Source organism: Enterococcus rivorum, assembly GCF_001742285.1.
Lineage (GTDB): Bacteria > Bacillota > Bacilli > Lactobacillales > Enterococcaceae > Enterococcus_L > Enterococcus_L rivorum.
In genome coordinates this window covers 81,847-107,933 of record NZ_MIEK01000067.1, presented here as the reverse complement: position 1 = coordinate 107,933, position 26,087 = coordinate 81,847, and the positions used below count along the sequence as shown (strand labels likewise).

25 protein-coding genes, 1 other RNA gene and 1 other annotated feature are annotated in these 26,087 nt (G+C 33.6%); of the genes, 8 read left to right on the top strand and 18 right to left on the bottom strand.

Annotated features, from left to right (window positions below; all coding sequences use genetic code 11):
• Positions 1-159 precede the first annotated feature (159 nt).
• The 4 genes from ccpN to BCR26_RS16455 all read left to right on the top strand — a co-directional run bounded on the left by ccpN (position 160) and on the right by BCR26_RS16455 (position 4,926).
• A complete protein-coding gene (gene ccpN, locus BCR26_RS16470; RefSeq protein ID WP_069700039.1) occupies positions 160-795 on the top strand; it encodes a transcriptional regulator CcpN in 636 nt (211 codons plus the stop codon).
• Positions 796-808: 13 nt separating this feature from the next.
• Entirely contained in the window at positions 809-1,621 is an 813-nt protein-coding gene (locus BCR26_RS16465; RefSeq protein WP_069700038.1) for a pyruvate, water dikinase regulatory protein, read from the top strand.
• Positions 1,622-1,731: 110 nt separating this feature from the next.
• Positions 1,732-3,654 (top strand): fructose-bisphosphatase class III, encoded by a 1,923-nt coding sequence (locus tag BCR26_RS16460; RefSeq protein WP_069700037.1) that lies wholly within the window; start codon positions 1,732-1,734, stop codon positions 3,652-3,654.
• 324 nt (positions 3,655-3,978) lie between these two features.
• Positions 3,979-4,926, top strand: a complete 948-nt coding sequence (locus BCR26_RS16455) for a serine hydrolase (protein ID WP_069700075.1) — start codon at positions 3,979-3,981, stop codon at positions 4,924-4,926.
• A gap of 27 nt (positions 4,927-4,953) precedes the next feature.
• Here the strand turns inward: BCR26_RS16455 and BCR26_RS16450 are convergent, their stop codons facing one another.
• The 11 genes from BCR26_RS16450 to BCR26_RS16400 all read right to left on the bottom strand — a co-directional run bounded on the left by BCR26_RS16450 (position 4,954) and on the right by BCR26_RS16400 (position 16,503).
• A complete protein-coding gene (locus BCR26_RS16450) occupies positions 4,954-6,945 on the bottom strand; it encodes an ABC transporter permease (protein WP_069700036.1) in 1,992 nt (663 codons plus the stop codon).
• A gap of 6 nt (positions 6,946-6,951) precedes the next feature.
• Complete coding sequence (locus BCR26_RS16445) at positions 6,952-7,710, bottom strand: ABC transporter ATP-binding protein (RefSeq protein ID WP_069700035.1); 759 nt, start codon at positions 7,708-7,710, stop codon at positions 6,952-6,954.
• Between the two features lie 161 nt (positions 7,711-7,871).
• Positions 7,872-8,507, bottom strand: a complete 636-nt coding sequence (locus BCR26_RS16440) for a V-type ATP synthase subunit D (protein ID WP_069700034.1) — start codon at positions 8,505-8,507, stop codon at positions 7,872-7,874.
• 6 nt (positions 8,508-8,513) lie between these two features.
• Complete coding sequence (locus BCR26_RS16435; RefSeq protein WP_069700033.1) at positions 8,514-9,890, bottom strand: V-type ATP synthase subunit B; 1,377 nt, start codon at positions 9,888-9,890, stop codon at positions 8,514-8,516.
• Positions 9,883-11,664, bottom strand: coding sequence for a V-type ATP synthase subunit A (locus BCR26_RS16430; RefSeq protein ID WP_069700032.1), 1,782 nt, complete (start codon positions 11,662-11,664; stop codon positions 9,883-9,885). Before BCR26_RS16430 ends, BCR26_RS16435 begins: the two co-directional genes overlap by 8 nt.
• Positions 11,665-11,779: 115 nt before the next feature.
• Positions 11,780-12,091, bottom strand: coding sequence for a V-type ATP synthase subunit F (locus BCR26_RS16425; RefSeq protein WP_069700031.1), 312 nt, complete (start codon positions 12,089-12,091; stop codon positions 11,780-11,782).
• The gene (locus BCR26_RS16420; protein ID WP_069700030.1) at positions 12,081-13,082 is read right to left on the bottom strand and encodes a V-type ATPase subunit; all 1,002 of its coding nucleotides are present in this window, start codon (positions 13,080-13,082) and stop codon (positions 12,081-12,083) included. Before BCR26_RS16420 ends, BCR26_RS16425 begins: the two co-directional genes overlap by 11 nt.
• 11 nt (positions 13,083-13,093) lie before the next feature.
• Positions 13,094-13,675, bottom strand: coding sequence for a hypothetical protein (locus tag BCR26_RS16415; RefSeq protein WP_069700029.1), 582 nt, complete (start codon positions 13,673-13,675; stop codon positions 13,094-13,096).
• 22 nt (positions 13,676-13,697) lie between these two features.
• The gene (locus tag BCR26_RS16410; protein ID WP_069700028.1) at positions 13,698-14,171 is read right to left on the bottom strand and encodes a V-type ATP synthase subunit K; all 474 of its coding nucleotides are present in this window, start codon (positions 14,169-14,171) and stop codon (positions 13,698-13,700) included.
• A 15-nt stretch (positions 14,172-14,186) separates the two neighbouring features.
• On the bottom strand, positions 14,187-16,190 hold the full coding sequence (locus BCR26_RS16405; protein ID WP_069700027.1) for a V-type ATP synthase subunit I: 2,004 nt from the start codon (positions 16,188-16,190) through the stop codon (positions 14,187-14,189).
• A complete protein-coding gene (locus BCR26_RS16400) occupies positions 16,177-16,503 on the bottom strand; it encodes a hypothetical protein (protein WP_069700026.1) in 327 nt (108 codons plus the stop codon). Before BCR26_RS16400 ends, BCR26_RS16405 begins: the two co-directional genes overlap by 14 nt.
• 174 nt (positions 16,504-16,677) lie before the next feature.
• Positions 16,678-16,725, bottom strand: a sequence feature (sodium ion sensor (DUF1646 type); this cis-regulatory element may regulate processes involved in with the transportation of sodium ions).
• Positions 16,726-17,113: 388 nt separating this feature from the next.
• Between BCR26_RS16400 and ssrA the strand changes: the two genes are divergently transcribed.
• The 3 genes from ssrA (at position 17,114) to BCR26_RS16385 (ending at position 19,464) form a co-directional block, all read left to right on the top strand.
• Positions 17,114-17,481, top strand: a transfer-messenger RNA (tmRNA) gene (ssrA, locus tag BCR26_RS16395).
• Positions 17,482-17,682: 201 nt separating this feature from the next.
• Positions 17,683-18,012, top strand: a complete 330-nt coding sequence (locus tag BCR26_RS16390; RefSeq protein ID WP_069700025.1) for a hypothetical protein — start codon at positions 17,683-17,685, stop codon at positions 18,010-18,012.
• A 975-nt stretch (positions 18,013-18,987) separates the two neighbouring features.
• Complete coding sequence (locus tag BCR26_RS16385; RefSeq protein WP_069700024.1) at positions 18,988-19,464, top strand: DUF3955 domain-containing protein; 477 nt, start codon at positions 18,988-18,990, stop codon at positions 19,462-19,464.
• A gap of 139 nt (positions 19,465-19,603) precedes the next feature.
• Here BCR26_RS16385 and BCR26_RS16380 read toward each other — a convergent pair whose 3' ends face one another.
• From BCR26_RS16380 to BCR26_RS16360, 5 genes are all read right to left on the bottom strand, one after another.
• Positions 19,604-20,653 carry a hypothetical protein gene (locus BCR26_RS16380; protein ID WP_069700023.1) on the bottom strand — a complete coding sequence of 350 codons (1,050 nt, stop codon included), beginning with the start codon at positions 20,651-20,653 and terminating at the stop codon, positions 19,604-19,606.
• A gap of 65 nt (positions 20,654-20,718) precedes the next feature.
• Positions 20,719-21,414, bottom strand: coding sequence for a response regulator transcription factor (locus BCR26_RS16375; protein ID WP_084387182.1), 696 nt, complete (start codon positions 21,412-21,414; stop codon positions 20,719-20,721).
• Positions 21,401-22,891, bottom strand: a complete 1,491-nt coding sequence (locus BCR26_RS16370; RefSeq protein ID WP_069700022.1) for a sensor histidine kinase — start codon at positions 22,889-22,891, stop codon at positions 21,401-21,403. The genes BCR26_RS16375 and BCR26_RS16370 overlap by 14 nt, the downstream gene beginning before the upstream one ends.
• Before the next feature lie 98 nt (positions 22,892-22,989).
• Entirely contained in the window at positions 22,990-23,940 is a 951-nt protein-coding gene (locus BCR26_RS16365) for a DUF4822 domain-containing protein (protein ID WP_069700021.1), read from the bottom strand.
• 270 nt (positions 23,941-24,210) lie between these two features.
• Positions 24,211-24,504, bottom strand: coding sequence for a MerR family transcriptional regulator (locus BCR26_RS16360; protein ID WP_069700020.1), 294 nt, complete (start codon positions 24,502-24,504; stop codon positions 24,211-24,213).
• A gap of 108 nt (positions 24,505-24,612) precedes the next feature.
• On the opposite strand from BCR26_RS16360, the gene BCR26_RS19275 reads away from it, so the two are divergent.
• Entirely contained in the window at positions 24,613-24,840 is a 228-nt protein-coding gene (locus BCR26_RS19275; protein ID WP_084387181.1) for a DUF2798 domain-containing protein, read from the top strand.
• A 113-nt stretch (positions 24,841-24,953) separates the two neighbouring features.
• Here the strand turns inward: BCR26_RS19275 and BCR26_RS16350 are convergent, their stop codons facing one another.
• Together BCR26_RS16350 and BCR26_RS16345 are read right to left on the bottom strand one after the other, a co-directional pair.
• On the bottom strand, positions 24,954-25,379 hold the full coding sequence (locus tag BCR26_RS16350) for a VOC family protein (protein ID WP_069700018.1): 426 nt from the start codon (positions 25,377-25,379) through the stop codon (positions 24,954-24,956).
• Between the two features lie 101 nt (positions 25,380-25,480).
• Entirely contained in the window at positions 25,481-25,960 is a 480-nt protein-coding gene (locus BCR26_RS16345; RefSeq protein ID WP_069700017.1) for a GAF domain-containing protein, read from the bottom strand.
• Between the last annotated feature and the right edge of the window lie 127 nt (positions 25,961-26,087).

Genomic DNA, 26,087 nt, shown 5'->3' with positions numbered 1-26,087 from the left:
TCTACCCGCCCCTTTTGATTAGTGTGTATCATTAACTTTAAAACGATTATATAGTGTATCACATTATAAGTCAACAGCCTTTATTTTAATTGTTGCTTTTACTATTAAGTAAATATATAATGATTAGTGTATCACATTAAGAAAGTAGGTTGATTTAGAATGAAACTTACACCACGACAACTAGAGATCATAAAAATTGTAAAAGAAAATGAACCAATTAGTGGTGATAGTATTGCAAAGCAATTGGGACTAAGCCGCGCTACTCTTCGCAGCGATTTAGCTATTTTGACCATGACTGGCTTATTAGATGCGCGTCCAAAAGTAGGCTACTTTTATACCGGACAAACGATTGAACCTTTACTTTACGAGAAATTGTATAAGGTTCAGGTAGAAGAGCTTTGCATCCCTCCTTTACTCATTCATCAAAGTGTAACCGTTTATGATGCAGTAACCAGCCTTTTTATGTATGATGTTGGTTCTCTCTATGTAAAAGATGACAATGATGAATTGGTTGGGCTTATTTCCCGAAAAGATTTATTGCGTTCTGCTATCAGTAACCCAAACACGGATAAAACACCTGTTGCAATGATTATGACAAGAATGCCAAATATTGTCACAATTACTGCTGATAAAACCATTTTGGAAGCTGGTGTTTTACTTATGCAGCACAGAATTGATACCTTACCGGTCATCGATAAAGAACAACCAAAAAAAGTGATTGGCAAAATTACAAAAACAAAAATTATGGAATACTTTATCAATTCAGGGAATGATATTGATAAAGAAAAATATTAAGGAGTGTTCATTCATGGAAGAAAATAGAATAAAAATATACTTAGTTTCTGATTCAGTTGGAGAAACCGCACAGAAAATCATTTCTGCTGTTTCTGCTCAGTACCCTAATATTGACATGACGGATATTCAGCGTTTTCCTTTTATTACGGATGAAGAATTGCTACAACCGATATTAAAAGATGCCTTACATGACAAAGCAATCGTTGTTACCACCCTTGTAAACAAAGAATTAGTAAAGCTTGTGAAAGACTTTTCAGCGAGAACAGGTTTACAGCATGTTGACTACATGAGCCCTTTGAGTGAAATCATTGAGTCAACCTTTGGAATCCAACCTTTAGAAGAACCTGGAGCTATCCATAAATTAAACGAACAATATTTTAGCCGTGTTTCAGCAATTGAATTTGCGGTTCGTTATGATGATGGAAAAGATCCAAAAGGATTTTTAGAAGCAGATTATGTTCTATTAGGTGTTTCTCGTACATCAAAAACACCATTAAGCATGTATATGGCCAATAAAAATTACAAAGTAGCTAATTTACCATTAATTCCAGAAGTACCATTACCAGACGAACTAAATCAGATTGCTCCTGAGAAAATCATTGGGCTTACAACAAGCATTGAGAGCCTTAAAGACATCCGGACTTCACGCTTACATTCATTAGGTCTAAAAGAAAATTCAGCTTATACGAATAGCGATCGTATTCAAGATGAGTTAGATTATGCGCATGAAATTTTTGAAAAATACAATTCCGTAGTTATCAATGTTGATAAAAAATCAATCGAGGAAACATCTTCTATAATTGAAGATCTCTATAAACAAGCGTAATAGAAATTTTTAAAATAATTTAGTCAAATTAAAAAGAAGGAGCGGTGCAAATTTTTCTGCGTATCTCCTTCTTTCCTGTACATAAAAAACAAACTAGGAGGCTTATCTTGATGAAAAAAAGTAAAACGAATGAAATGATTTCGGAAATTATCAATTTAGAAGCCATTTTGAATTTACCTAAAGGAACAGAGCATTTTGTCAGTGATTTACATGGTGAGTTTGAAGCGTTTGACCACATATTAAGAAATGGATCTGGCAGTATTCGTGATAAAGTGATGACTATTTTCGCTAAAAAGCTGTCGCAAACAGAAATTAATGAACTTTGTTTTCTTATTTACTACCCAGAAGAAAAAATAGCTTTATTACAGAAGAAACAGTCCCTTTCTGAGGAATGGTGGTTTAATAAAATTGAATATTTAATCACTCTAGTTCGTTTTTCATCAAGTAAATATACCCGTTCAAAAGTGCGAAAAGCTCTTCCTGAAACCTATGCTTATATTTTAGAAGAATTGATTTATCAATACGATGAAACAACAAATAAAAAAGCCTATTATGCGCAAATTATCGAAAAAATTATTGATTTAGGCCAAGCTGAACGCTTCGTTACAGACTTAGCTTATTTAATTCAACGTTTTGTCATTGACCATTTACATGTTATTGGAGACATTTATGATCGTGGTCCTCACCCAGAAAAAATTATGGATAAATTAAAAGAGTATCATTCTTTAGACATTCAATTAGGCAATCATGACATTATCTGGTTGGGGGCATTTAGTGGTTCAAAAGCCTGTTTGGCAAATGTTATTAGGATTTGTTCTCGTTATGGCAATCTTAATATTTTAGAAGAAGCTTATGGTATAGATCTAAGTAAATTAAGGGAATTTAGTCAGAAAAAATATCAACATAACCTTCACTTTAAACCTAAGAGAAATCCTTATAGGAACCTTTCAACCAAAGAGTTAGTGGATTCGATGAAAATTCAGCAAGCAATTGCTGTTATTCAAGAAAAGTTGGAAGCTCAGATTATTTTAAGACGACCTGAGTTTCAAATGGAACACCGTTTATGCTTAGATAAAATTAATAACTTGAATACAATTGTCCTTCAAGGCGTTTCATATCCCCTAATTAATGAGTGTTTTCAAACCGTTGATTGGGCTGCTCCCTTCCAATTAACCGAAGAAGAAACAGAAATAATGAACGACCTACTTTCAGCTTTTCAACAATCAAAAAAATTGAAAGACCACATGACCTTTCTGATGGAAAACGGTTCTTTATATTTAACTTATAACCAAAATCTTTTGATTCATGGCTGTGTTCCACTAAATAAAGATGGTTCTTTCAAGAAACTGACGTTTAATGGTCAGTCATACGATGGCAAAGCCTTAATTGATTTCTTCGAAAAAAATTTGCGTATCTCCTTTGCCTCTCCAGAAATAACAGATGATTTTTCAACAGATATGATTTGGTATCTGTGGTGTGGCGATGGGTCTTCTCTTTTTGGCAAACATGCTATGAAAACATTTGAGCGTTATTTTTTAGAGGATAAAGAAACTCATCTAGAAATCAAAAATCCATACTATGAATTAAGAAATGAGCCTGAAATTTGTAACGCGATTTTAAAAGAATTTGGTTTACCTGCAGAAGGAAGTCATATTATTAATGGACATACACCAATTAAATTAGTAAACGGAGAATCTCCCATTAAGTCGTCAGGAAAAATGTTAGTAATTGATGGTGGATTTTCAAAATCGTATCAAGAAGTTACAGGAATTGGTGGTTACACACTACTTTATAACTCTTTTGGGATGCAGTTAGCTGCCCATAAACCATTTTCTGGAAAGCAAGAAGCGATTTTGACCAACTCTGATATTTCTACAACACGTCAGGTTGTTGATCGACAGGTAAAGCGATTGAAAGTTAAAGATACAAATATTGGGCAAACTTTAGCAAGTGATGCCCAATATTTACATCAAGAATTACGAAAAAATAATATGAATGAGGTCGAGACAACAGTGTTTAGAGTTGAGAAATAATTTAAGAACTTTATACTTTAGCAATCAGAACTTGATCTACTTGAAACAAAGTGGCCGTTGCATTTTGTTCTAAGCCGTTTATTTGGATTTAGAGAGCGAAACAAAACTAAAACATAGTTTTGTTTCGCTCTCTTTTAGATTTTTATGACATTCTTCTTACTTTATTAATTGTCATCTTGCAAAAGAAACAAAAAAATGATTAAATGAGTTTGGTTCTCTTTTTAGCTAGAACTTTTTAAATAATTTGGTATTGTACTCTAAGATTTTCTGATTCATTTTTCATCTATCTTATTGAATGCATTTTTAGAAAGGAAATTATTGATTTTGAAAAAAAGAAGACTCTCTTTGTACAGCGCGATTTTTCTAATTTGTTTTTTTCTAATTATCTCCTTCTTTTTTTCGTCTCACACAGTGGATTACGCAAAAGAAGCAAACACAAAAAATAGTTCAACGATCTCCTCAGATTCTGCTACTACTGAATCACAAACTGAAAGTGAAGAAAATTTAGCTGCTTTTTATAAGAAAGTCGAAGTAGCATTAACTCAGGCTAAAACTTCTTTTAAGGGCGATGTCGGGCTGACCTATATTGATTTAACAACAGGAAAGGAAATTTCAATAAATGGAGATAAAGATTTTTATACTGCTAGTACAATAAAAGTTCCTTTAGCTATGTTTATTGCAGATAAAGTCAACTCAGGTTCTCTAAAATGGGATATGCAAATTCCTTATAATGAAGAAGAAGATTATGAAGAAGGCACTGGTCTTCTGATTTACGATATTCAACCAAGTTATTCTTTAAAAACCTTACAAGAATACAATATTGTTTACTCTGATAACATTGCTAAAAATATGCTCTATGATGCATTGGGTGGAGATAAAAAAGCGAGAACAGATTTATATGCTCGTTTCTTTAAGAAAACTCCTAATTTAGAAAGTACTCAGATCACTTCAAAAGAAGCGGCGACCGTTTTAGAAGAACTTTATAAGAAAAAAGCTACGGATAAAGAGTATCTTACAATCTATGATTATATGAAACGAACAGTTTTCCATGAAAGAATGGACACTCCTACTACAAGCGGAAAAGTCGCCCACAAAATAGGATCTTACAACGATTTTATCCATGATATTGGTATTTTTGAGACAGAGTATCCTTTCATTCTGACAGTCTATACGAAAGGGGAAAATGGCATTCCTTTCATTTCCCAACTAACAGACCAGATATGGACGATACAAAGTAAAGATTATCCTAAAGAAAATACAAAAAATCCATAAACAGATCAATGTTTATGGATTTTTTTCTTATCTACGTTCTACTAATCGATAATAAATTCGAGAGGTTTGCCAGTAAATCAAAAGATAAATCACTGCAAACGCCACAACCACAGTAATCGTAGCGAAAATCAGCAGATTCTTATTTGTTACACCGAATAAAAACAATAGTTTTTGAATCATCGGAAAAGCAAAGGTTAAATGAATACTAGCAACAATAATTGGCAAGAAAAATACTTGCAAAATTTGACTGTGGATCGTTCTTTTGACTTCTTTGTGGCTTAATCCAACTTTTTGCATGATTTCAAATCTTAAACGATCATCATTTCCTTCCGATAGTTGCTTATAGTAAATAATCAAGGCTGTTGCTACCACAAAACTAAGGCCAAAGACAATACCCATAAATAAAAAACCACCAATGCTTGCCGTTGTATCTTTTCGATCGTCATCAATAAAACTTATTCGATATCCTAATCTATTATTTTCAACTGAAAAATTTTCTAAATTACTAGTAAGCTGGGCAACAAATTGCTGTCGCGCCATTTCTGTTCCTTTAAATTTCAAAAATCCTTCTGATTTCTTTTCCAGACTGTTATTTGCAATGACTTCTGGAAGGTGCTCTTGAATAAAATTAATAATCACTTCATGATCTTTAAAAACGAGAATGCTTGATTTAATTCCAATATCTGGTTGATTTTTTGAATGAATAAGCAGATTTCCAATGACTTCTTTCACTTGAAATTCTCTGCCTGCAAGAAAAATATTTGGTTCCTCCAACCAATCGTCCGACGAACAGATTAAAAGCTGATTTTCTGTTAACGTCTTGGTTTCGTTCTGTAACTGGTTAAAATTTTCCAAAGACATAAACTGAAATAAAGTTGCCCCTTGAGTTCCCCTTGTATTTAATTCTGTATACCGAAATGATCGATTATCTTCTGAAGTCATTGCAACGCTGGAATAAATAGACGTAGATAGGTACTTTACTTTTTTTATCTTGTTTTCATCTATTGTTGTTTTTATTAAATTGTCTAGCTGTACTTTCTCTATTTTTGAATCAATGGACACATCAAATGGATTTCGATTCTGCACACTATTCTCCATTCCTATATACAAACAAATCGTACTAGACAAAGTAACTAGTGTCATAGTTGATAAAATACAAATAGTTGCTAATCCTGCCCCGTTTTGCTTCATTCTATATATCATCCCTGAAACTGAAATAAAATGCTGAGGTTGATAATAAAAGCTTTTTCTTCTCTTTAATATTTTCAAAAAGCTGATACTTGCTGTTATAAATAGCAGATATGTTCCCACGATAACTAAAAGAACTGCTACAAAAAACAATGCAATGGCTTGTAAGGGTGTTTTAATCGTTACAGAAATACTATAACCTGCGATTAAGGTAGCTAGTCCAACTAAAGTTAAAAACCAATGATTTTTAGGTTCTCGTTCCCCAGTATTTCCGCCGGCCATCAACTCAACAGGCTTTGTCTTTCTTACTTCAATCGTATCATAAACAAACAACGAAAAGAAAATAACTAAGAAGAGGATCATTACTGTCACTATAGAATCGGTAGTTAAGTTGAAAACAAAATCATTTCCTAAACCAGTCATTTTTTTCAAAATCAAAAACATTAGCTTAGAAGTAACCATTCCTAAAAACAATCCTAAAAGCATTACCACAAAGTAGACCAGAGCATTTTCAATAAACAGCATAATTGTCAGATGTTTTTTATCTAATCCAAGTATATTATATAATCCTAATCCTTTTTTGCGCTGCTTAATCAGAAAACTATGTGTATAAAATGTAAAAATCACAGAAAAGATAATAATCACTTTGCTCCCTAAATCAAACATCATTTTTGCTGAAGCTGCTTGAGGTAATGTATTCATCCCTTCATTATGAAGCATCACTTGCATGATGACATTTAAAATAACTGTAAAAATAGTCGCTATAACAAATGGGAAATACATAGAGTAATTCTTTTTTAGATTTGTTTTTGCAAGTTTAAAGTACAACATATTTTATTAGACCTCCTTGCTTAACAAGTTCGTCATAGTTTTAGAAATAGATTCTAAAAGCTCGCTATCTGATTGCGTTCCTCGATAGAGTTGATGAAAAACTTGTCCATCTTTAATAAAAAGAATTCTGTTAGCTCTACTAGCAGCGACAGCACTATGAGTGACCATCACAATCGTTTGCTGTTTCAAATTCACTTCTTGAAATAAAGACAACAAATTTTCCGAACTTTTTGAATCTAAGGCTCCAGTAGGTTCATCGGCCAATAATAAATCCGGTTCTGTAATCAATGCTCGGGCAGCGGCAACTCGCTGTTTTTGACCTCCTGAAATCTCGTAAGGATATTTTTCTAATAACTCTTGAATACCAAGCGATTTAACAATAGGTGCCAATTCTTGCTCCGTTTTTTTATATGGAACTTTAGATAAAACAAGTGGAAGCAGAATGTTGTCTTTGACGGAGAATGTGTCTAGTAAGTTGAAGTCTTGGAAAACAAACCCTAGATGTCTCCTTCGAAAGTCAGCAAGATTGCCTTCAGCAATTTTTGAAATGTCTTCCCCTTTTAATTTTACAGTTCCAGAAGTTGGTGTGTCTAAAGTTGCTAAGATATTTAAAAGAGTGCTTTTTCCTGAACCAGATTCTCCCATAATCGCAATGTATTCACCTTTTTCGACGTTGAAACTGACATCTTTTAATGCGGTTACTTTGTTACTAGAAAATCTTGTTTCATAAACCTTTTTTAAATGAGTAACTTCTAATATATCCATTTTTTCACCTTCTTTAGTTGATACACTTAGTTTAAAACTTCCATGAAAGGAATCCCACTTACATTTTAACAATAATCCTTACACTTCGGTAAGTTTTCTTTACAGTTACGAATCTACACAAAAAAGTGAGACGAACCACTTCGATTCATCTCACTTTCCTATTAGGTATTACTACCCATATTTTTGATTTTAATTAAGCGTGTAATTTCACCACGTTCGTTTTCTTCTAGCTTCATTTTAATATAGTAAATGGTTTCTTCTAATTGAGGAACCGTCATATATTCTAAAGCATTCACACGACGACGTGTTTTTTCAATTTCAGCAGCCATTAACTGACAAGTTTTTTCTACTTCAGCTAATTCCAAAAGCTTTGGCAAAATGCTAGATAGCTTATCAAACGAAACATCCAATTCAGCATTTGAATTCAAGTAACCATAATCTAAAGGTGCTTCTCCAATAGCTTCATCATAGTCAAAATTCATAATCGGAACTGTGACACTCATAATATTTTTTTCAATAACATCAAGAGTAACATTTTCTGCTGGAATAGCAACCAATTCTTCGATAAAGGATTCATTCAACGTAGCATTTGCCAAAACAAAACTAGATAATGCAGTCGTTAACTCTTCTTCCACTTCAATCCTAAGAAGATTATTTTTTTTCACTAAGAGGATAAAGCGACGCATTAACTCGTCCTGCTTATCTTTTAATAATTTGTGACCGCGACTTGCTGTATTTAATTGTTTTTTTAATCGAGTGAGTTCCATTCGAGTTGGGTTGACATTCAATCGAGCCATACTCTATCACTCTCCTTTAGTCAAATATTGATCCAGCATGTCATCTTTGATACGTTTTAACTCAGTTCTAGGAAGCATTGATAAGAGTTCCCAGCCTAAATCTAAAGTTTCGTCAATGGAACGATTGACAGTAAACCCTTGATTAACATATTCTTTTTCAAAGCGTTCAGCAAATTTTGCATAAATTTTATCTACATCAGAAAGAGCCGATTCACCTAAAACTACTGCTAACTCTTTTGCTTGTTTACCTTGTGCATAAGCAGCGAATAATTGATTCATCGTCGGGGCATGGTCGCCACGAGTTTTCCCTTCACCTGTTCCTTTATCTTTCAGTCGTGAAAGAGATGGTAACACATCAATAGGTGGTTGAATCCCACTCTTAAATAGTTCTCTTGATAAAATAATTTGTCCTTCAGTAATATAACCAGTTAAATCGGGAATTGGATGCGTTTTATCATCCTCAGGCATAGTTAAAATAGGAATTTGCGTTACAGAACCTTTTAACCCGCGAATTCGACCGGCGCGTTCGTAAAGAGTAGCTAAGTTTGTGTACAAATATCCAGGATAACCACGACGGCCAGGAACTTCCCGACGAGCAGCAGATATCTCACGCAAGGCTTCACAATAGTTTGTCATGTCAGTCATAATAACCAAAACGTGCATGCCTTTTTCATAAGCCAAATATTCAGCAGCTGTTAAAGCCATGCGAGGCGTTGCAATCCGTTCGATTGCAGGATCATTTGCCAGATTCATAAACATCACTGAACGATCTATAGCTCCTGTTTGGCGGAAGTCCTCCATGAAAAATTCTGCTTCTTCAAAGGTAATCCCGATTGCAGCAAATACTACGGCAAATTCTTCATCACTATTCAAAACATTTGCTTGACGAGCGATTTGTGCAGCCAACTCTTTGTGAGGTAAACCAGATCCCGAAAATACAGGTAATTTTTGTCCTCTTACCAGTGTGTTTAGATGGTCAATCGCTGAAATTCCCGTTTGAATAAATTCATCTGGGTAATCTCTTGAAACAGGATTAATTACTTCACCATTGATATCCACCATTTTTTCTGGAAGGATATCTACACCATTATCCTTTGGACGACCCAAACCATCAAAAATCCGTCCTACCATATCTTCAGAAACACCTAGTTCAAGTGGATGACCTAGAAAACGGACTTTTGAATCCCGAATATTGATGCCGCTTGTTCCTTCAAATATTTGCACCATTGCCTTGTCTCCGTTAATCTCTAGAACTTGGCCACGGCGAATCTCTCCATTTTGCAGACGTACTTCAATTAGTTCTTCATATTTAACGCCTTCCACTTTTTCAACAATCATCAAAGGTCCGACGACTTCATTTATTGTACGATATTCTTTAATCATTCGTCATTCCTCCTTCTGATACAATACGTTTCAGTGTAATTTTTATCTCATCAATTAATAGATCTAACTTTTCTAACTCATTTTCTGGCACATATTTGCTTCTAGCAATTTGATCACGAATAGTGATTGTTCCAGACATAATTTCAGTTAGATAAGCACCTAACGCTAATGCATTTTGCCCTTCTTCTGCAAAAGTTAAAATTAAATTCAACATTTTGAATTGTTTTTCTCTTGAAGTAAAGGTATCAACATCATCAAAGGCATTTTGTTGTAAATAATCCTCACGAATGGACTTGGCCACCTCAAGAGTTAAGCGATCTTTATCGGATAATGAGTCAATCCCAACCAAACGAACGATTTCATCTAACTGTGATTCCTCTTGTAAAATTCTCATCCCTTCGGTAACCATCGACGACCAATCTGTTTGTAGCTGTTGATCTAGATATTTACCTACTTCTGAAGCATATAAAGAATAACTTTGAAGCCAGTTGATGGAAGGAAAATGTCTTTTTTGAGCTAATGTTGCGTCCAAGCCCCAAAATACTTTTACAACACGCAATGTGTTTTGAGTAACTGGTTCAGAAATATCTCCACCAGATGGAGATACCGCACTGATTGCAGTAATACTTCCTTCCCGTTTGTCGCTACCTAAAGCAACCACTTGTCCTGCCCGTTCATAATATTCTGCTAAACGACTCCCTAAATAAGCAGGATATCCTTCATCACCAGGCATTTCTTCTAAACGTCCACTCATTTCACGTAGTGCTTCCGCCCAACGAGAAGTTGAGTCTGCCATAATGGCTACAGAATAACCCATATCACGGAAATACTCTGCAATAGTAATTCCTGTGTAGATGGAAGCTTCACGAGCAGCCACTGGCATGTTAGAAGTATTCGCAATTAGAACCGTACGCTCCATGATTGATTCGCCAGTGTTTGGATCAATCAATTCTGGAAATTCATTTAGTACATCCGTCATTTCGTTTCCACGTTCTCCGCAGCCTACGTAAACAACCAAATCTACATCCGCCCATTTCGCTATTTGATGTTGAACCACTGTTTTACCAGCCCCAAAGGGACCTGGTACGGCTGCTGCTCCACCTTTTGTCACAGGGAAAAAGGTATCAATCACACGTTGACCGGTAATCATCGGAACTTCTGGATTCAATTTTTCTGAGATAGGACGACCACGACGAACGGGCCATTTTTGCATCATCGTAAACTCTTTGTCACCCGTTGCGGTTTCTATCACATAGATTGTTTCTTCAATGGTAAATTCACCTGTTTTAACTTCTTTGATTTTTCCACTGATACCAAAAGGAACCATGATTTTATGATCGACAACTTTTGTTTCTTTAACGATTCCGATAATATCACCGGCAACAACTTGATCGCCTACTGCAACCTGCGATTCAAATAGCCATTTCTTTTCTCGGTTTAAAGCAGGAATCTGAACCCCTCTTCCAAGAAAATTACTTTTTGTGACTTCAGCAAAAGTGTCTAATGGACGTTGGATTCCATCGAACATTTCTGCAATCATACCTGGTGCTAACTCAACGGATAATGCCTCTCCAGTCGTTACTACTGGCTCACCTGGGCCAATTCCAGTTGTTTCTTCATATACTTGAATAGACGCGACATCTCCACGCATCTCAATAATTTCTCCGATTACACCTAGTTCTCCTACATGACAAATATCTTGAATACTTGCATCAGACATATTCTCTGCCATGATTAAAGGACCAGATACTTTAATAATTCTACCTTGTTGCACCGTCATTCCTCCTTTAGTGAAAGGGTCAAGCTGATTCTCAACTTTCTTGTATCATAAAATAGTTCATTCACTGTGATTAAAGCAATATTCATTAAACTATCGTTCTACAAATTGATTACAAAATGTTTTGCCCTATCGCTTTTTCAACATTGTCCTGTACCTCTTGCCTACCAATACCGCTCGTTCCATTATGACTTGGTATTAATATAATGGCTGGCGTAACTTCTACCTTGTATCGTTCAATCGTTTCAATAGCTAATTTTGCTGCATCTTCTGTAATAAAGATTACACCAAATTTTTCTTCAGCCATTCTTTCAATTGTTTCACGGATTTGTCGGCTTGATACTGCATAAGTGACTTCAAAACCAAATAGTTTAAAAGGCATCACAGAGTCTCTGTCGCCAATCACACCAATTTTATGCCCCATCAGTCAACCGCATCCTTTCTCTCACTTGTTCAACTGAAAAACCACTGCGTTTTCCAATTAGAATCAGACGCAAATTTTTCCATTCCACTTCTTTTGCATTCAGAAAAGCTAGTAGCGGTAATGGACCAAAAGCTACAACTCTGGCTTTATCATACATTCCAGTTAAATAATCATCTTTTATTTTTTCGAAAGCGACTAAATCTATTTCCTTAGTATCTTGAGAAATAATTGGTATCAACGTATAACTGTATTTAGTCGTTAAAAGAAATTCTGTGAATGTTACAAGTGATTTTTCTGTAAAATCTAAGAAAATATTTTTTGAAATACTTCCAGAACTAGACAAAACAGTTGATAAAAAATTTTCACTTTGCCCTTGAACAATTCCTCTTGCCATAATCGAAATATTAGTTAAATCAATAAATGACGTTACTTCTTCTAAAATGTCTTGATAGCCCAATTTGTCAGCTAGTTGTCGTTGGTAAGTTAAATAGGTGCGATCATAGATGATATCAATTGCTTGAAGCAAGTTAGATTCTTCTAGGTAATCCGTTACTTCGCAAACTGCCTGCATAATCGGTTCAGATAACTCAGTTGACATCCTAGTATGAATAGCGCTTTTTATTGTTTCTAAGGAATATCTTCCATCATTAATAAATAAATGATCCAAATTCTTGCCTGTTACTTCAGCTTTTGTTAAAACTTTCAGATTATGAAAAGTAAAACGAGAAGTATAAATAGAGACAACTTCTGTTTCAGGGGCCATTTCATAGAGCCATTCATACAGCTCACCTTGTTCTTTTGAATAAATGTACTCAAAATTTTCTTCAAAATCGTTACTTAAATGCGTACCATAAATCGTATTTTTTAAGATTTCTTTCACTCCATCAATAGATGTCGCTTGTAATAATTGTTCGTATTGCGGAATTGTTAGCAGCTCTGTTTCTTTTAATCGAATCAGAGGATTTATTTGATTGTATGCTGTTTCTTTCATCTTTAATCCTCCTATTTGAATAACATTTCTGCGATGGTGTAACTCTCCTGCTTTTGGATTTCTTGAACTAGACTAGCGAAAAGGAAGTTATACTCTACACCTGATTGTGCAACCACTACTCCACCTTGACCGCCGATTGTTTCGTCTTTCAAGATCAATTTTAACTGAGCAGTTTGATTGTCATCCAACCATTTTTGGTTGATTTTCCCTTGAGATAACTCTCCTAGTGAAATAAATGCTTCTCCAGTAATAGGTAATTGAGCTACACTTTGCTTAACAAATGTTTGAAATTCTGGTTCTGACCATGCGTTCATACTTGAAACAGCTTCAGCAAAAAGACTTTCTAAATATTCCTGTTTTCTATTTAGTGTTCCCTGTCTTATTTCTAACTGTTGACGATTCTGCTTTTGTTTAAAATTTTTCTTCGCTTTCACTTCATTCTTTTGAATCAACGTTGTTTCCTGAAGGACTAGCGCTTCTTGTTGCGCCTTGCTATTTTCATCAATGCGCTTTTTTTCTATTTTTTCAAAATCTTGGATTTCAGTTTGCCCTTTTTCAAGAATTTGTTCAACAATTTTTTCAATTGCATCCATTCGTTATTCCTCCTTATTACTATTACTTCACATTTAGTACAAGTAAGAAGGAAATAACAAAGCCTAAAATGGCATATGTTTCAACCATTGCAGCATAGATAATTCCTTTCGTTGAATGTTCTGGTTTTTTTGCTAAAATTTGAATCCCAGCTGCAGCAACTCGTCCTTGTGCAATTCCTGAAAATAATCCTGCAAACGCAATTGGCAATGAAGCCACAAAGTAACCCATTCCTTGAACGATTGACATATCAGCATTTAAATTAATAAAAATTAAGAAGGCAATAACGAAACCGTACAAACCTTGTGTACCTGGTAGCAATTGTAAAATCAGTGCTTGTCCAAATTTTTCAGGTTGCTCTGTTGTTAATGCAGCCGCTGCCTCCCCTGTAAAACCTACTCCTTTAGCCGAACCAATCCCAGCCAAAATTGTCGCCATTGACATTCCTAATACTGCAAAAATAATACCGCCACCATTGTTAATTAAATAATCCATCATTGTTTTATTCCTCCATCACTGTTTTAAATTCTGTTTTTTTTCAATATTCATATATTTTTCTTCTGTTTTCAAAGGATTAAAAGCACGTCCTCCTCCGCTGTAAAATTTGCCAAAAAATTCTACATATTGTAACCTTGCACCATGAACATAAGCGCCCAATAAACTTAAGAAAATATTTAATGCGTGTAAAACAACTAGTAAAAGAATTCCTACCGTAAATCTTGCAATTGGCGGCATAAATGCAACCAACATATTAAACGCAGCTGCAATACTTCCACCAGATATACCTAAAGCCATCAAGCGAGTATAACTCACTAAATCACCAATATAACTAGTTAATCCATACAAGCCGTATAGTCCTTTTGCCAGCCCTTTTACTTTTGATTTGGTTTGAATAATCGGTACGATAACGATTGATAACGCAGAAATAACAGCCACTATAACTCCTGTCATAAACAAGCCATCGCTATTTAGAATAAGTTTACTAAGAACTGCAATTAAAATCCCAATTAGTAGTCCTTGCCAAGCGAAGCTTTCGCTGACACTTTCCAAATATCGTTTTCTCTTTGTCAACTCAATCCCATTTACCATTAATCCAACCATTATTTGGATAAAACCAAAGACAACTGAAAGAATTAAAATGGCGTTAACATCTTCGGTTGTTGACAAAATAGGAAAAGGTAAATTGATTCCTAAAAACGTTTTTGGCAACGAAGCTCCGAAAAATGAGCTGTAAATAAAACCCCAAATAATTGTCGGAAACGAAAGGATAAAAAAGAAATCAGAAAAACGCTTCATTCCTTTTGGTAAAATAGTTGTTTTACTAACGATCAATGTTGCTAAAAACATTAATAAACCATAACCGATATCTGCAACCATCATTCCAAAAAATACCATGTAAAATGGGGTCATAATTGGGGTCGGATCAATTTCCGTATATTTAGGTAAACTGTACATTTCTGTTAACATCTCAAATGGTGCTACAACTGAGTTATTTTTTAATTTAACTGGGATATCGGTAGCAATTTCAACATCTGTTGGTTGATCAAAATGTACATATAATTCATCTTTCGGTATGGACTCATTTAGTGTAGTTAACAACATATTTTTTTCATCTGAAGGCAACCAGCCTTGTAGAATAAAAAAGTAATCGGTGTTCACTAAATGTTTCTTGGCATTTTCACGATGAATAAAGGCATAAGTCATCTCTTCAGCCATGTACAATTCTTCTTTTCTTTCTCGATAAACAGCTAACGCTTTTTTAATCTCTTTTTCTTTATCAACTAAACCTGCTAATTCCAATTTAATTGTTTGATACGCTTTTTTAGGTAAGACATCATATTGGTACTTCATTATAGTGAAGCTAAATTGATTTACTATTTCTTGTAGAGTCATCTGGTCCTCTTTTAAATAGATTAAACTGTAATAAACATGATGAGGACTTTGATAAATTTCCTCCAAATAAACAGATTCATGTTTAGCAATTTCTGATTTAAAGTCAAATTGATTTGCTGCATTAATCGAACCTATCAACATTTCTGTTGATTCTGTCAATTTTCTTTTAGGAATAACATCCAGATATTGCCATCTTCCTAAAATGTTCTCCTCAACAAGCAATTCTTTGCGTTTATTTTCAGTTTCTAATAGCTCTTTTTTCAAACTTGCTAGTTCTACTAGATAGCTGTTTATTTTTTCTTCATCAAAAGACTGTTCTATTGATTCTAAAGTTCGGACTTGCCGTTTGATTGGTTTGCTTTTTTTGGTATTTCCTGCAAAACGCTCAATAAGCATTAACGAGTCTTGAATGTTGGTAAGCATTGCTTGATAACGTTTTTTCTTTGTTTCATCCACTTCCATATGAATAGTAGGGAAGTGTTCTTCTAAATAATGTTGTTTTACATTTGAATGAGTAAAATCTTTCATTTCAAGCGCCTGTAACCCCTGAATCGTCTGTAGGATTACTTCTTCTTTGTCAGCAGCCGAGATAATTGTCATTTTTTCCATTTTATTGACTGCCATAGACTTTTTTCACCCTTTCTGTAATGTATTCAATCATTTGAGCTTTGTTTTCTTGATACTTTTCTTGAAATCGTTTTTCTGTTGCTTCTGCCTCTTCTAATAGAATTTCCCGTTCTTTTTGTAGTTGTTCTGTTTGGATGTTTTCCAAATCTTCTAAAATTGCAACAACCTTTTGATTACTAGCTGTTTGCAAGTCTTTTATTTCCTTCATTTTTTGCTCTTCGTATTGTCGAACTTCATTTTTTGATACGTGCTTCAGTTCTCTTACTTTCTCTTCCGCTTTCCGAATTTGTTCTAGTGCTTCTAAAACCATTTCATCACCTCCGTCATTCTTTGTATCATTGAGTTTCACTGATACATTTACTATGAACGAAACCCCTCATTATTGCAACGAAAAAGGAATAAATCTGCTACTTTTTTTTAAGTAAACATCATTTATTCCCTCAATAATTTTTCATTATAAAAAGAGGGGTAAACTCAAAAACTGTTCTTCTCACCCCTTGAAGAACTTGATCCTTGAAGCTTACGCCCAACCATTTTTTATTCATGCTTGTTAAGTTTAGCAAAATTGTTATAAAAACACAACTGAAATCCAGAGTTTTTTTCCGAAAGTAGAAATGATTTCTTTTGAAAAAATTTTTGATTGCCTACATTGCATTAGGAAATAAATACTAAGATATAACTAATTAATACGGTTATTTACCGGGATTCTTTCAAAAAAACATGTTATTTTAATGAGGAGTCATTTTTCTGTATTCCATTCTCGCAACTAATTTAAACGACCATTTTTTATTTTATGCTACTTGAAATGAGTACTCTGTACTTATTTTTGAAAAATCATTAACTATAACAGCTATAGAACTTTTTCTTTAATTATCATGAGAAATATGTTATACTAATCGTTGCTGAACTTTATATGCTACGGGGACGTTACGGATTCGACAGGCATAGTTGAGCTTGAATTGCGCTTCGTAGGTTACGTCTACGTAAAAACGTTACAGTTAAATATAACTGCTAAAAACGAAAACAATACTTTCGCTTTAGCTGCCTAAAAACAGCGAGTGAAGATCCTCTCGGCATCGCCCATGTGCTCGAGTAAGGGTCTCAAATTAAGTGGGATACACTAATTTTTTCCGTCTGTAAAAATTAGAAGAGATTATCAGACTAGCGAAAGTTTGGGCCAGTCGTGCGGCATAACCTCTAGCGAAAACTTAAAATAGTACGAATATGAGCGTAGAAGTTTAAGTGGCAATGTGTTTGGACGCGGGTTCGACTCCCGCCGTCTCCATTATTAGTTTTCAATAGTTTCCATCATGAGTGAAAATCCTTTTTAGAATAGGGTTTTCACTTTTTTCATTTCCGCTAGTTTCTAGTTTGGAAAACTTCATCAAGGTTATTTTCAAGGTCATTCCATATTGGTGCTTCCAAAGGCTTTATTACTTTGATATACTTTATTAGTAATTGATATAAAATTCAGAAAGAGGAGATTTAAATGAAAAAAATTTGGGGTATTTTTGTAACGGCTTTCTTGATGATTTTACTGGTAGGCTGTGGGTCTAAAGAAATTAAGGCTGACTATTCTACAAAAGAAGCCGAGGCTGCTTTAGTAAATGGGGAAGATTTAGATGGTAAAACTGTAAAAATTTCGGTAGATGAGTATGTTCCTGATGGTACACTAGGGTATACTATACAGACTGGCGAACATTTAAATTTTATTTCTTCATCTGATCCAAAAGTAAAAAAAGGAGATACACTTGTAGTCAAAATAACAGGTGTTGAAAATATTCTAGGATCTTTTGTAATTAAGTACGAAAAACAATAAGCAAAATCAATTTTATACTTACGACATTCTTCCCTACTAATTAAAGTAGGGATTCTTTTATTTATCATTCACTCCAAAACTCATACTATAAATACTCGTTAATTTTTTCTTCATGCTGTTCGCTCTTTTCTATGTCGGTTACTGCATTCTAATTATACAAACAAGAGACCTAAGCCTTATTAGCCTGGACAATATCTGCATTCAAAAAAAATAACCGAACGCCATTGTAAGATTGAGCTTTGTGTCAAGTTCTCCATTGCAAAGAAACTGAAAGAAAATACTCTTATGACAGGAATTGCTCGTACCAAATATGTCTCTACAACCACTATTTATCTGATTTTAAAAGAATTTTATAAACAACTCCTTCAAAACTAGCTATTTTTACTTTTATTTATTTAAGTCTGTGAAAGAAAGTTCTGGGACAATGAGCTTTGTTTTTATGGATGGACAAAACAAGATAGTTACTGGATATCGTAGATAATCGAAAACTGACTACTTCGAAAAAATTCTTTATTCCTATGATTATTAAATAAGAGAAACAGTTCAATTTGTGGTCATTGATAAGTACAAACCTTATGTCACTCTTGTAAAAAATTTCTTTTCCAGTACAAAATTGAACTTCAGTATAATTCGTCAGATTTTTCTTATCGAATCAATTAGCCTATGATCATTTAAATCCTCTTTAATGCTTTTCTTGCTCCATAAATATTTCTGCTACTTGTAAATAAAGTTACAAGTAAGTTTAGAGAAACTGCTAATTTTATACTGTTCCAATAAAGAAAAGAAGTAAAATTGAATTTAATTTTTTCGCTGTAATTTATCTGTTAGAGAAAATAATTGTTGAAATACATAGCTTTATATGATGTAAAGCAGCCCTTTCCCTGTTCTATTCCTTGTTGCAAGCATTACTTTCTTGTTTGAACCCTAAAAATCTTCTATGATGAAAAAACATCAACGAAAGGAATTTATACTACTATGGAATTTGGAGATAAAATTAAAGATTTAAGAAAGCAAAGCAACCTTACACAAGAAAAATTTGCGATACGATTAAACGTAACTAGGCAAGCTGTATCTAATTGGGAAAACAATCGCAACCTTCCAGATCTTGAAATGTTAATTCTTATTTCTAGTATTTTTCATGTTTCGCTTGATGAATTAATACTAGGAGGAACGAATGTGAACAACATGACAGAAAAACTAATAAAAGATGGTAGTGAAACAAGACGAGCAAAATTCAATTTAATTTCTACTATTATCGGAACTTTTTTACTACTATTTGGTTTTGCTTGTTTTTTTATCAAAGCAACATCTGTTGAATATGTGGATGCTTCTGGCATTCTTCATGAAAACTTTTACTTATTGCCGATTGGTTTTCTTTTCATTTTTTCTGGATTAGTTATTTTTTCTGTAATCGGAATCAAATTTCTATTTCATTTGAAAAGAAACAAGTAGTTTCATTAATTTATTATAGAGAATCTCCCCAAAAACTATTTTTCAGTATTCCTAACATTCTAAATAAAACAAGCCAACCGAATTTTTTTCGTTTGGCTTGTTTTATTTTAAATGATTTAATATTCCCAGAAATTCAAATTTACTCCATTTCTATTTTTTCAGCTAATTTTAAATATGTTTCAAAAGATGGGTGGTTGCTTAGATTCTCATTTTCAATCTTGAGACTTTGTGTTTCAAGAATAGTTTGAACCAGCTGGTCAGAAAATTTTTTGAAATTATTCTCCGTCGCTTTATTGTATTCTAGAGAGAAATATTTAGATTGTCGGTAGTAAGGTTGCAATTTAGGATCTTTCATCTGTTCAGGAGCATCTGAAAAATATTCATCATAGCGCACAGTATCAATTTTGCCATTTTTTAAGGTAAGCTGCAAACGACCTGTGATACCATCATCGAACTTTTCAGCATACCCTAAATATTTTGTATCAGAGGTTTTTCTTATCACATCATTTAATTCAGCAGCAATCGCCATCACGCCCTCTCTAGCCGACGTTGAGGAGCCTTTTACCGTGTTAAAATTTCCTGCTACCCTGTTTTCTTCTCGCATCTGCTTTTCAACAAAGGTCACGCCATTAACAATTGTAGCCAAAGTGGTATCTGTCCTTGGATTCTTGGCTTGAAAAAATGCATAATGAGATAGCCTTTTATTTACTTCTGCAAACTCAGAGGAATAGTAATTTTTTGAGGTATATTCTTGATACTCCACATTTACTATTTTTCCGTTATCATCTGTCACAATCTCTACAATACCAGTGTTACCAGCATCCACAAGTCCCTGATTACTAAAATAATTCCCTTCCATAAGTCCTAATGGTGGTTGGTTAGACCAAAACATCTTCTTCAATTTCTCCTCATAAGTATACAAAGGTTTTGGATTGGATCCAAATGTTGTTTGAGTGGCGCCAGTAACAACTTCATACTGATACTCATGTGTGTCAAAAATCAGTTCATTTTTACCTAACGTTTTTTCAATTTCGCTCTGCATTGTTGGTTGACTGCTACTAGATAATTCGCTAACTATTGTACTTATAACAGTATCACTGTCTATTGATTTAGCGGGTTGATCGGCTTTACAACCAGAAATACTAACTACTCCAATGATACAAAGCGATAGGAAAATACTTTTATTCATAACTCATCGACTCCTTGCCACATTCTACAATATCTATCTAAAAAATTGCTCACTTGAACATACATTTAAGTATTAAATCGGTACCCACTGCCCCAAATCGTTTCAATTGGATTTTCTGAAAGATTCGCTTTTTTCATTTTTTCTCTAATTCTTCCGACATGCACAACAACTGTATAAACATCACTATCTAAATCGTCCATTTCCCAAACTTGTCGGAACAATTGTTCTTTTGTCCAAACGCGATTAGGATGTTCCATAAAAAAAATCAGTAAATCCAACTCTTTCGTTGGGAAAAATATTTCTTCACCTAAAATAAAAACTTTTCTAGCTTGTTTTTGGATAGTTATTTGTCCCAATTCTAACGTATCCTCAGCAATAACATTGCCAGTCAGTAGTCGATATCTTTTTATATGGACTTGCACTCGAGCAACTAATTCGCTAGGACTGAACGGTTTTGTCATATAATCATCTGCTCCCAAGCCTAATCCTCGAATTTTATCAATATCTTCTTTCTTTGCTGAAACAATCATTATTGGAATATTTTTTTGCTCTCTGATCCGTCGACATATTTCAAAACCATCTAAAGAAGGCAACATCAAATCGACAATAATTAAATCAAAGGGTTCATTTATAGCAAGATATAATCCTTCAGAACCATCTTTGGTAATTTCGGCATCTATTTGATTTATTTCTAAATAATCCTTTTGTAGCTCTGCGATACTTTCATCATCTTCAATGATTAATACTCTAGGAATAGTCATAAAAAGCCTCTCCTTCATATTTCCTTAGTAAAATGGTTACTTTAGTTCCTTCATTCACTATACTTTCAATCATTACTTTTCCACCATGACGTTCAATAATTTGTTTGACAATTGGCAATCCTAAGCCACTACCACCAGTGATGTTGGTGCGAGATTTTTCAACTCGATAGAAACGGTCAAATACAAATGGTAATTCTGTTTCTGCAATTCCTTGACCGTTATCTTTTACTGTAATAAACACCCATTCTTCAATTTCAGAAACAGCTATTTCGATTGATAAAGCTTTCTGTTTTTTTCCATAATTCAGACTATTCTCAAACAAATTATTGAATACTCTATTTAAATGAATCCGATCTGCTAACGTATAAATAGCTGGTATATGTTTAGTTGCAAAATTGAAATTAACTTGTGGTTTGCCTAGTTGAAACTCTTCCGTTAAGTGAACTAAAAAATTGTTTACATCAATTTTTTCAAAATTGAACGTTAAGGCTTCTGCATCTAATTTTGAATAGAGAAAAAGTTCTTCTACTAAGTAATCAAGAGATAGTGACTTAGAGTGAATTATTTTTAAGTATTTTTGCCGTTTTTCAGTGGTATCGGCTACGCCGTCTATTAATCCTTCTACATAACCTATAATTGATGTTATTGGTGTTTTTAAATCGTGAGAAATGTTAGCGACTAACTCTTTTCTATTTTGTTCTAGTTTTTTTTGTTCCATTTTTGACTCAACAAGTCTCTTTTGCATTTTTTCAAATGCTTCTGCTAATTGCTTCACCTCGACGACACTTTTACTATTTTTCTCTAAAGTATAATTCGCAAGTTGTCCTTCTCTAATTTGCTCCATTCCTTCACCTAAATTCTCCAAAGGAATAATAATCGTTTTTTTCTGTAAGTGGTTCAAAAAGAAAAGCCCTAATCCTGATATAAATAGAATCCCTACAATAACTACAGCACCCCATTTTGTCATAAATTCAAAGAAATTACTTTCTTTTTTCAAAATTAAGATGCTTCCTGGAACAAGATCATTATAATAAAAATCAAACTTAACATAGCGATACATTCGTCCTGCATTATCCATGGTTCCTCTTGTTTCAAGATTATCTTTATCAAAATCAGGAAAATGAACTTTTAAGGATTTTTCAACGAGTTCCTCAGAATAATATAAAATTTCTTGTTCTCTTCTAATCACAATTCCTAGAGATTTTTCTTCAAATCTTTGTAACAGGTCATTACGTTGTTGAGTAGGATTTATTAGTTGTTCTGGATCTTTTTTTGCAATATTTCGAAGGCTAATGTACGCTTCTTCCTCTTCTTTGCTTAAAGATCTTTGCTGTGTTAACGTTCGATACAATACGTTAGGAGTTGGAATTGTTCCAGTAGTTACATAAAGAACGACACAAATAATGGCAAATAGAGAAAGCCATGCGATTAAAATACCGCCAATGTATGAAATCAAAAATCGTTTTTTTATTGTCATCTTTTTCTCCTTTGTTCTCTTTATAAAGGAAATAGCTACTTTTTTCAACGTATATGCCCGATTCTTTTCACTAAACGACCTACTATAAAAAACTTTTTTTAGAAACTAAATGTAGGTTGAAATTCTCCAGTATATGGTTCATGTTCAACATATGTCTCTACTTCATTTCCAGAAGCATCTTTTCCTAACCTCTTGTACGTAAATTTTTTATCATTTAATTCTGTTAATTCTAAAACAGCTCCATACTTATTCTCGCCAATAGAGGCATGTGCCCTACTCTTATTTTGATTGATTACAGCAAAATAGCCAAAATCGCCACGAGTAACTCCTGATTCCAATTGGAAAAATTCATATTTATTTGTTGACCCGTCAAATTTTGCCAAACTAATGTAATTGTTGTTGAATTCAGTAATATCTTTACCATCCTTGTCAACAACCTTAGTTCCATGCCATAAGGTTTCCCCTAAAATAGCCTCTCCTTGTTTATCCATATCAATAAATCCGGTAGTAGTATTTAATGTCGGAGTTTCTTCAGTAAACGATAGTTCTTTTTCTTTATAAGGAATATGTTCAACAAAAACCTCTATCTCTTTCCCCTCTTTATCTTTCCCCATTCGTTTATAAGTAAATTTCTCATCTTTTAATTCAGTTAATTCTACAACTGCTTGATACCCTTTTGTAGCTGATATTAGTACTCGTTTTGCTCCATCATTTGTCACAAAAAAAGTTCCTTGATCCCCTCTTGACTCTCCTGTATTCAAATCAAAAAATTCATAATGCCCGGTTTTACTGTCGTACTTTGCTAATCCAATAAACCCAGTATTTTCATTTGTTAAATCATTTTTGTGTGCATCATAAACCTTAGTTCCTTGCCAAGTAGTTTTAGCAAGCGTCTCTGTTAGCGCTTGACCTTTTGTTTTTTTAGTAATAGTCAATTCAGTCTTAGAAGTAACAGTCGTTTTCGAGTTTTTATTAGAACTGTTACAGCCAACCAAGATAATTAGTAAACTACTTGCAATGAAACAAATCAATTTTATTTTATTTTTCATAAATAGAACCTCTTTCTGTGTCTTTTTTTGTTGCCTAATTCTATGCTATCAAAAGTTTATAAACTGAACCTTTCTAAAAAATAAACAAATTATAAACTCTGGTAAAACGGCACACTATAAAAAGAATTTAGTTCCGTATTAAAGACGAAAAAACCTTAAGATTAAAGTCTAGTGTTCAAAGACTTAATCTTAAGGTTTTCTTTTTTAAAGCTAGATGTATCAATATTAGAGCTATAGTGAATAGAAAATATTATAACAATTTTTAACAAGTCATTTTTCTTCCAACTTTTTAAATGCTTCATGTAAAGTTTCAATTCGCAATTCAACTTTTTCAGCTGCCCTATCAAGTACATAGCCATCATCGACAAGCTCTTTAATTAAGATAATTTTTTTAATCGTATAGTAATCATACTTCCTAGTTACATTTCCAGCTCCATCAACGCTTTGAATAATTCCTTTATCTTCCCAATAACGTAATTTTCTGATTGGCACCCCAGTTATTTTAGCTGCCTCACCTATAGTTACTGCCATTTTTTTTAATAAATCCATATCAATGATTTCCATACGTCCTCCTAAAAACACTTTTCATAAATTATACACCACACAAAGATGCTTGACAATTTAGGCACTTAATTTACATTATTTGTATATTAAGCATGGAAGGAAGGTTTAATGATGAATATCGCAAAGAAAAGAACTCTTTTAAGTAAAAGTTTAAATCTATTGGTAACGACTGCTTTAATTTCTTTTACTCTAACCCTTGTAAATTCTGGAACAAACAATTTTTCGTATTTCATTTGGTTACGATCTTGGCTGGTTGCATTTGTAGTAATTCTTTTTCTTTCGTCTATCCTACCTCAAAGAATAACAACGCTTGTTACTAGATTTATTGACCGATAACTAATTACCTTCTTCTATAAAACTCACGAATCTGAAACGAAAGTATATACGAATGAGACAGAAGCGTGCAAGATTTAAAATTTACTGAATCTTGCACGCTTCTGTCTCATTTTTTATTTATTCTCAGCAAAGTGATTGAACATCCAGTTAATGCCATATTTATCTACTAAAGATCCATATTTTTTTGACCAAAAAGTTTCTCCTAAAGGCATAATCACTTTTCCACCTTCAGAAAGCCTTGCAAACAGACGGTCAATTTTTTCTTCATCATCTGTGCTAACTACAAGAGACACATTGTTTCCTTTTTCCAAATTGACACCCATTCCATCAGGCATATCAGAAAACATTACATATGTTCCCTCAATATTCATACTTGCGTTCATAACCAAATTGTTCCAGCTCTCAGGTGTTGGATACTCAGGGTTAGCTGGTGCCTCACCAAAAGTCATCATCGCTTCGCACTTCGTATTGAAAACTGTTTCGTAAAAGGTAATTGCCTCTGTTGCTTCATTCTTAAAATTCAAATAAATTTCTAGCATTTAAACCACCCTTTCTTTCCTTTATTATCACATCGATAATTTTTTTATGCAAAAGGAACACTCAAGTATAGTGATTTTTCAAACTAAAAAAAATTATTCGACTACCAGTTTGTTCTCTGTAATAAAACATCAACGAACTTTTCTAAATACTTTTGATCGCATGCATCATAGCCATGAATTTCAGAACTATCTAAATCTAATACACCCAATAGTTGGTTATTTTTAATCAAGGGAACGACGATTTCTGACATCGCCGCTGAATCACAAGAAATATAATTTTCATGTGTTTTTACGTTTGTCACAATCAACGTCTTTCTCGCTTCAGCCACTTCTCCGCAAACGCCTTTGCCCATTTTGATTCGCGTACATGAAACTTTTCCTTGGAATGGTCCTAAAACAAGTTCTTTGCCATTATATAAATAAAAACCTGCAAAAACAGTGTTTGGCAAAGCATCGGCTAATAACGCAGAGGCATTCGCTAAGTTTGCGATTTTATCGTGCTCAAGCTCAATAATTGCTGCTTGTTGTTTTATTAGTAAATCATATGCTACTTCTTTTTCTTCTGGTGTTTCCCACTTCATTCTCTTTCCCCTTTTCTTTTGACTGAATAAAAGCTATTCTTTTTTCTTATTATATTCTTGATTAAGAAACTTTTAAACAAATAAATTTATTATCTGCAAAAAAAGCATCGTTTTAGTCAATATTGTT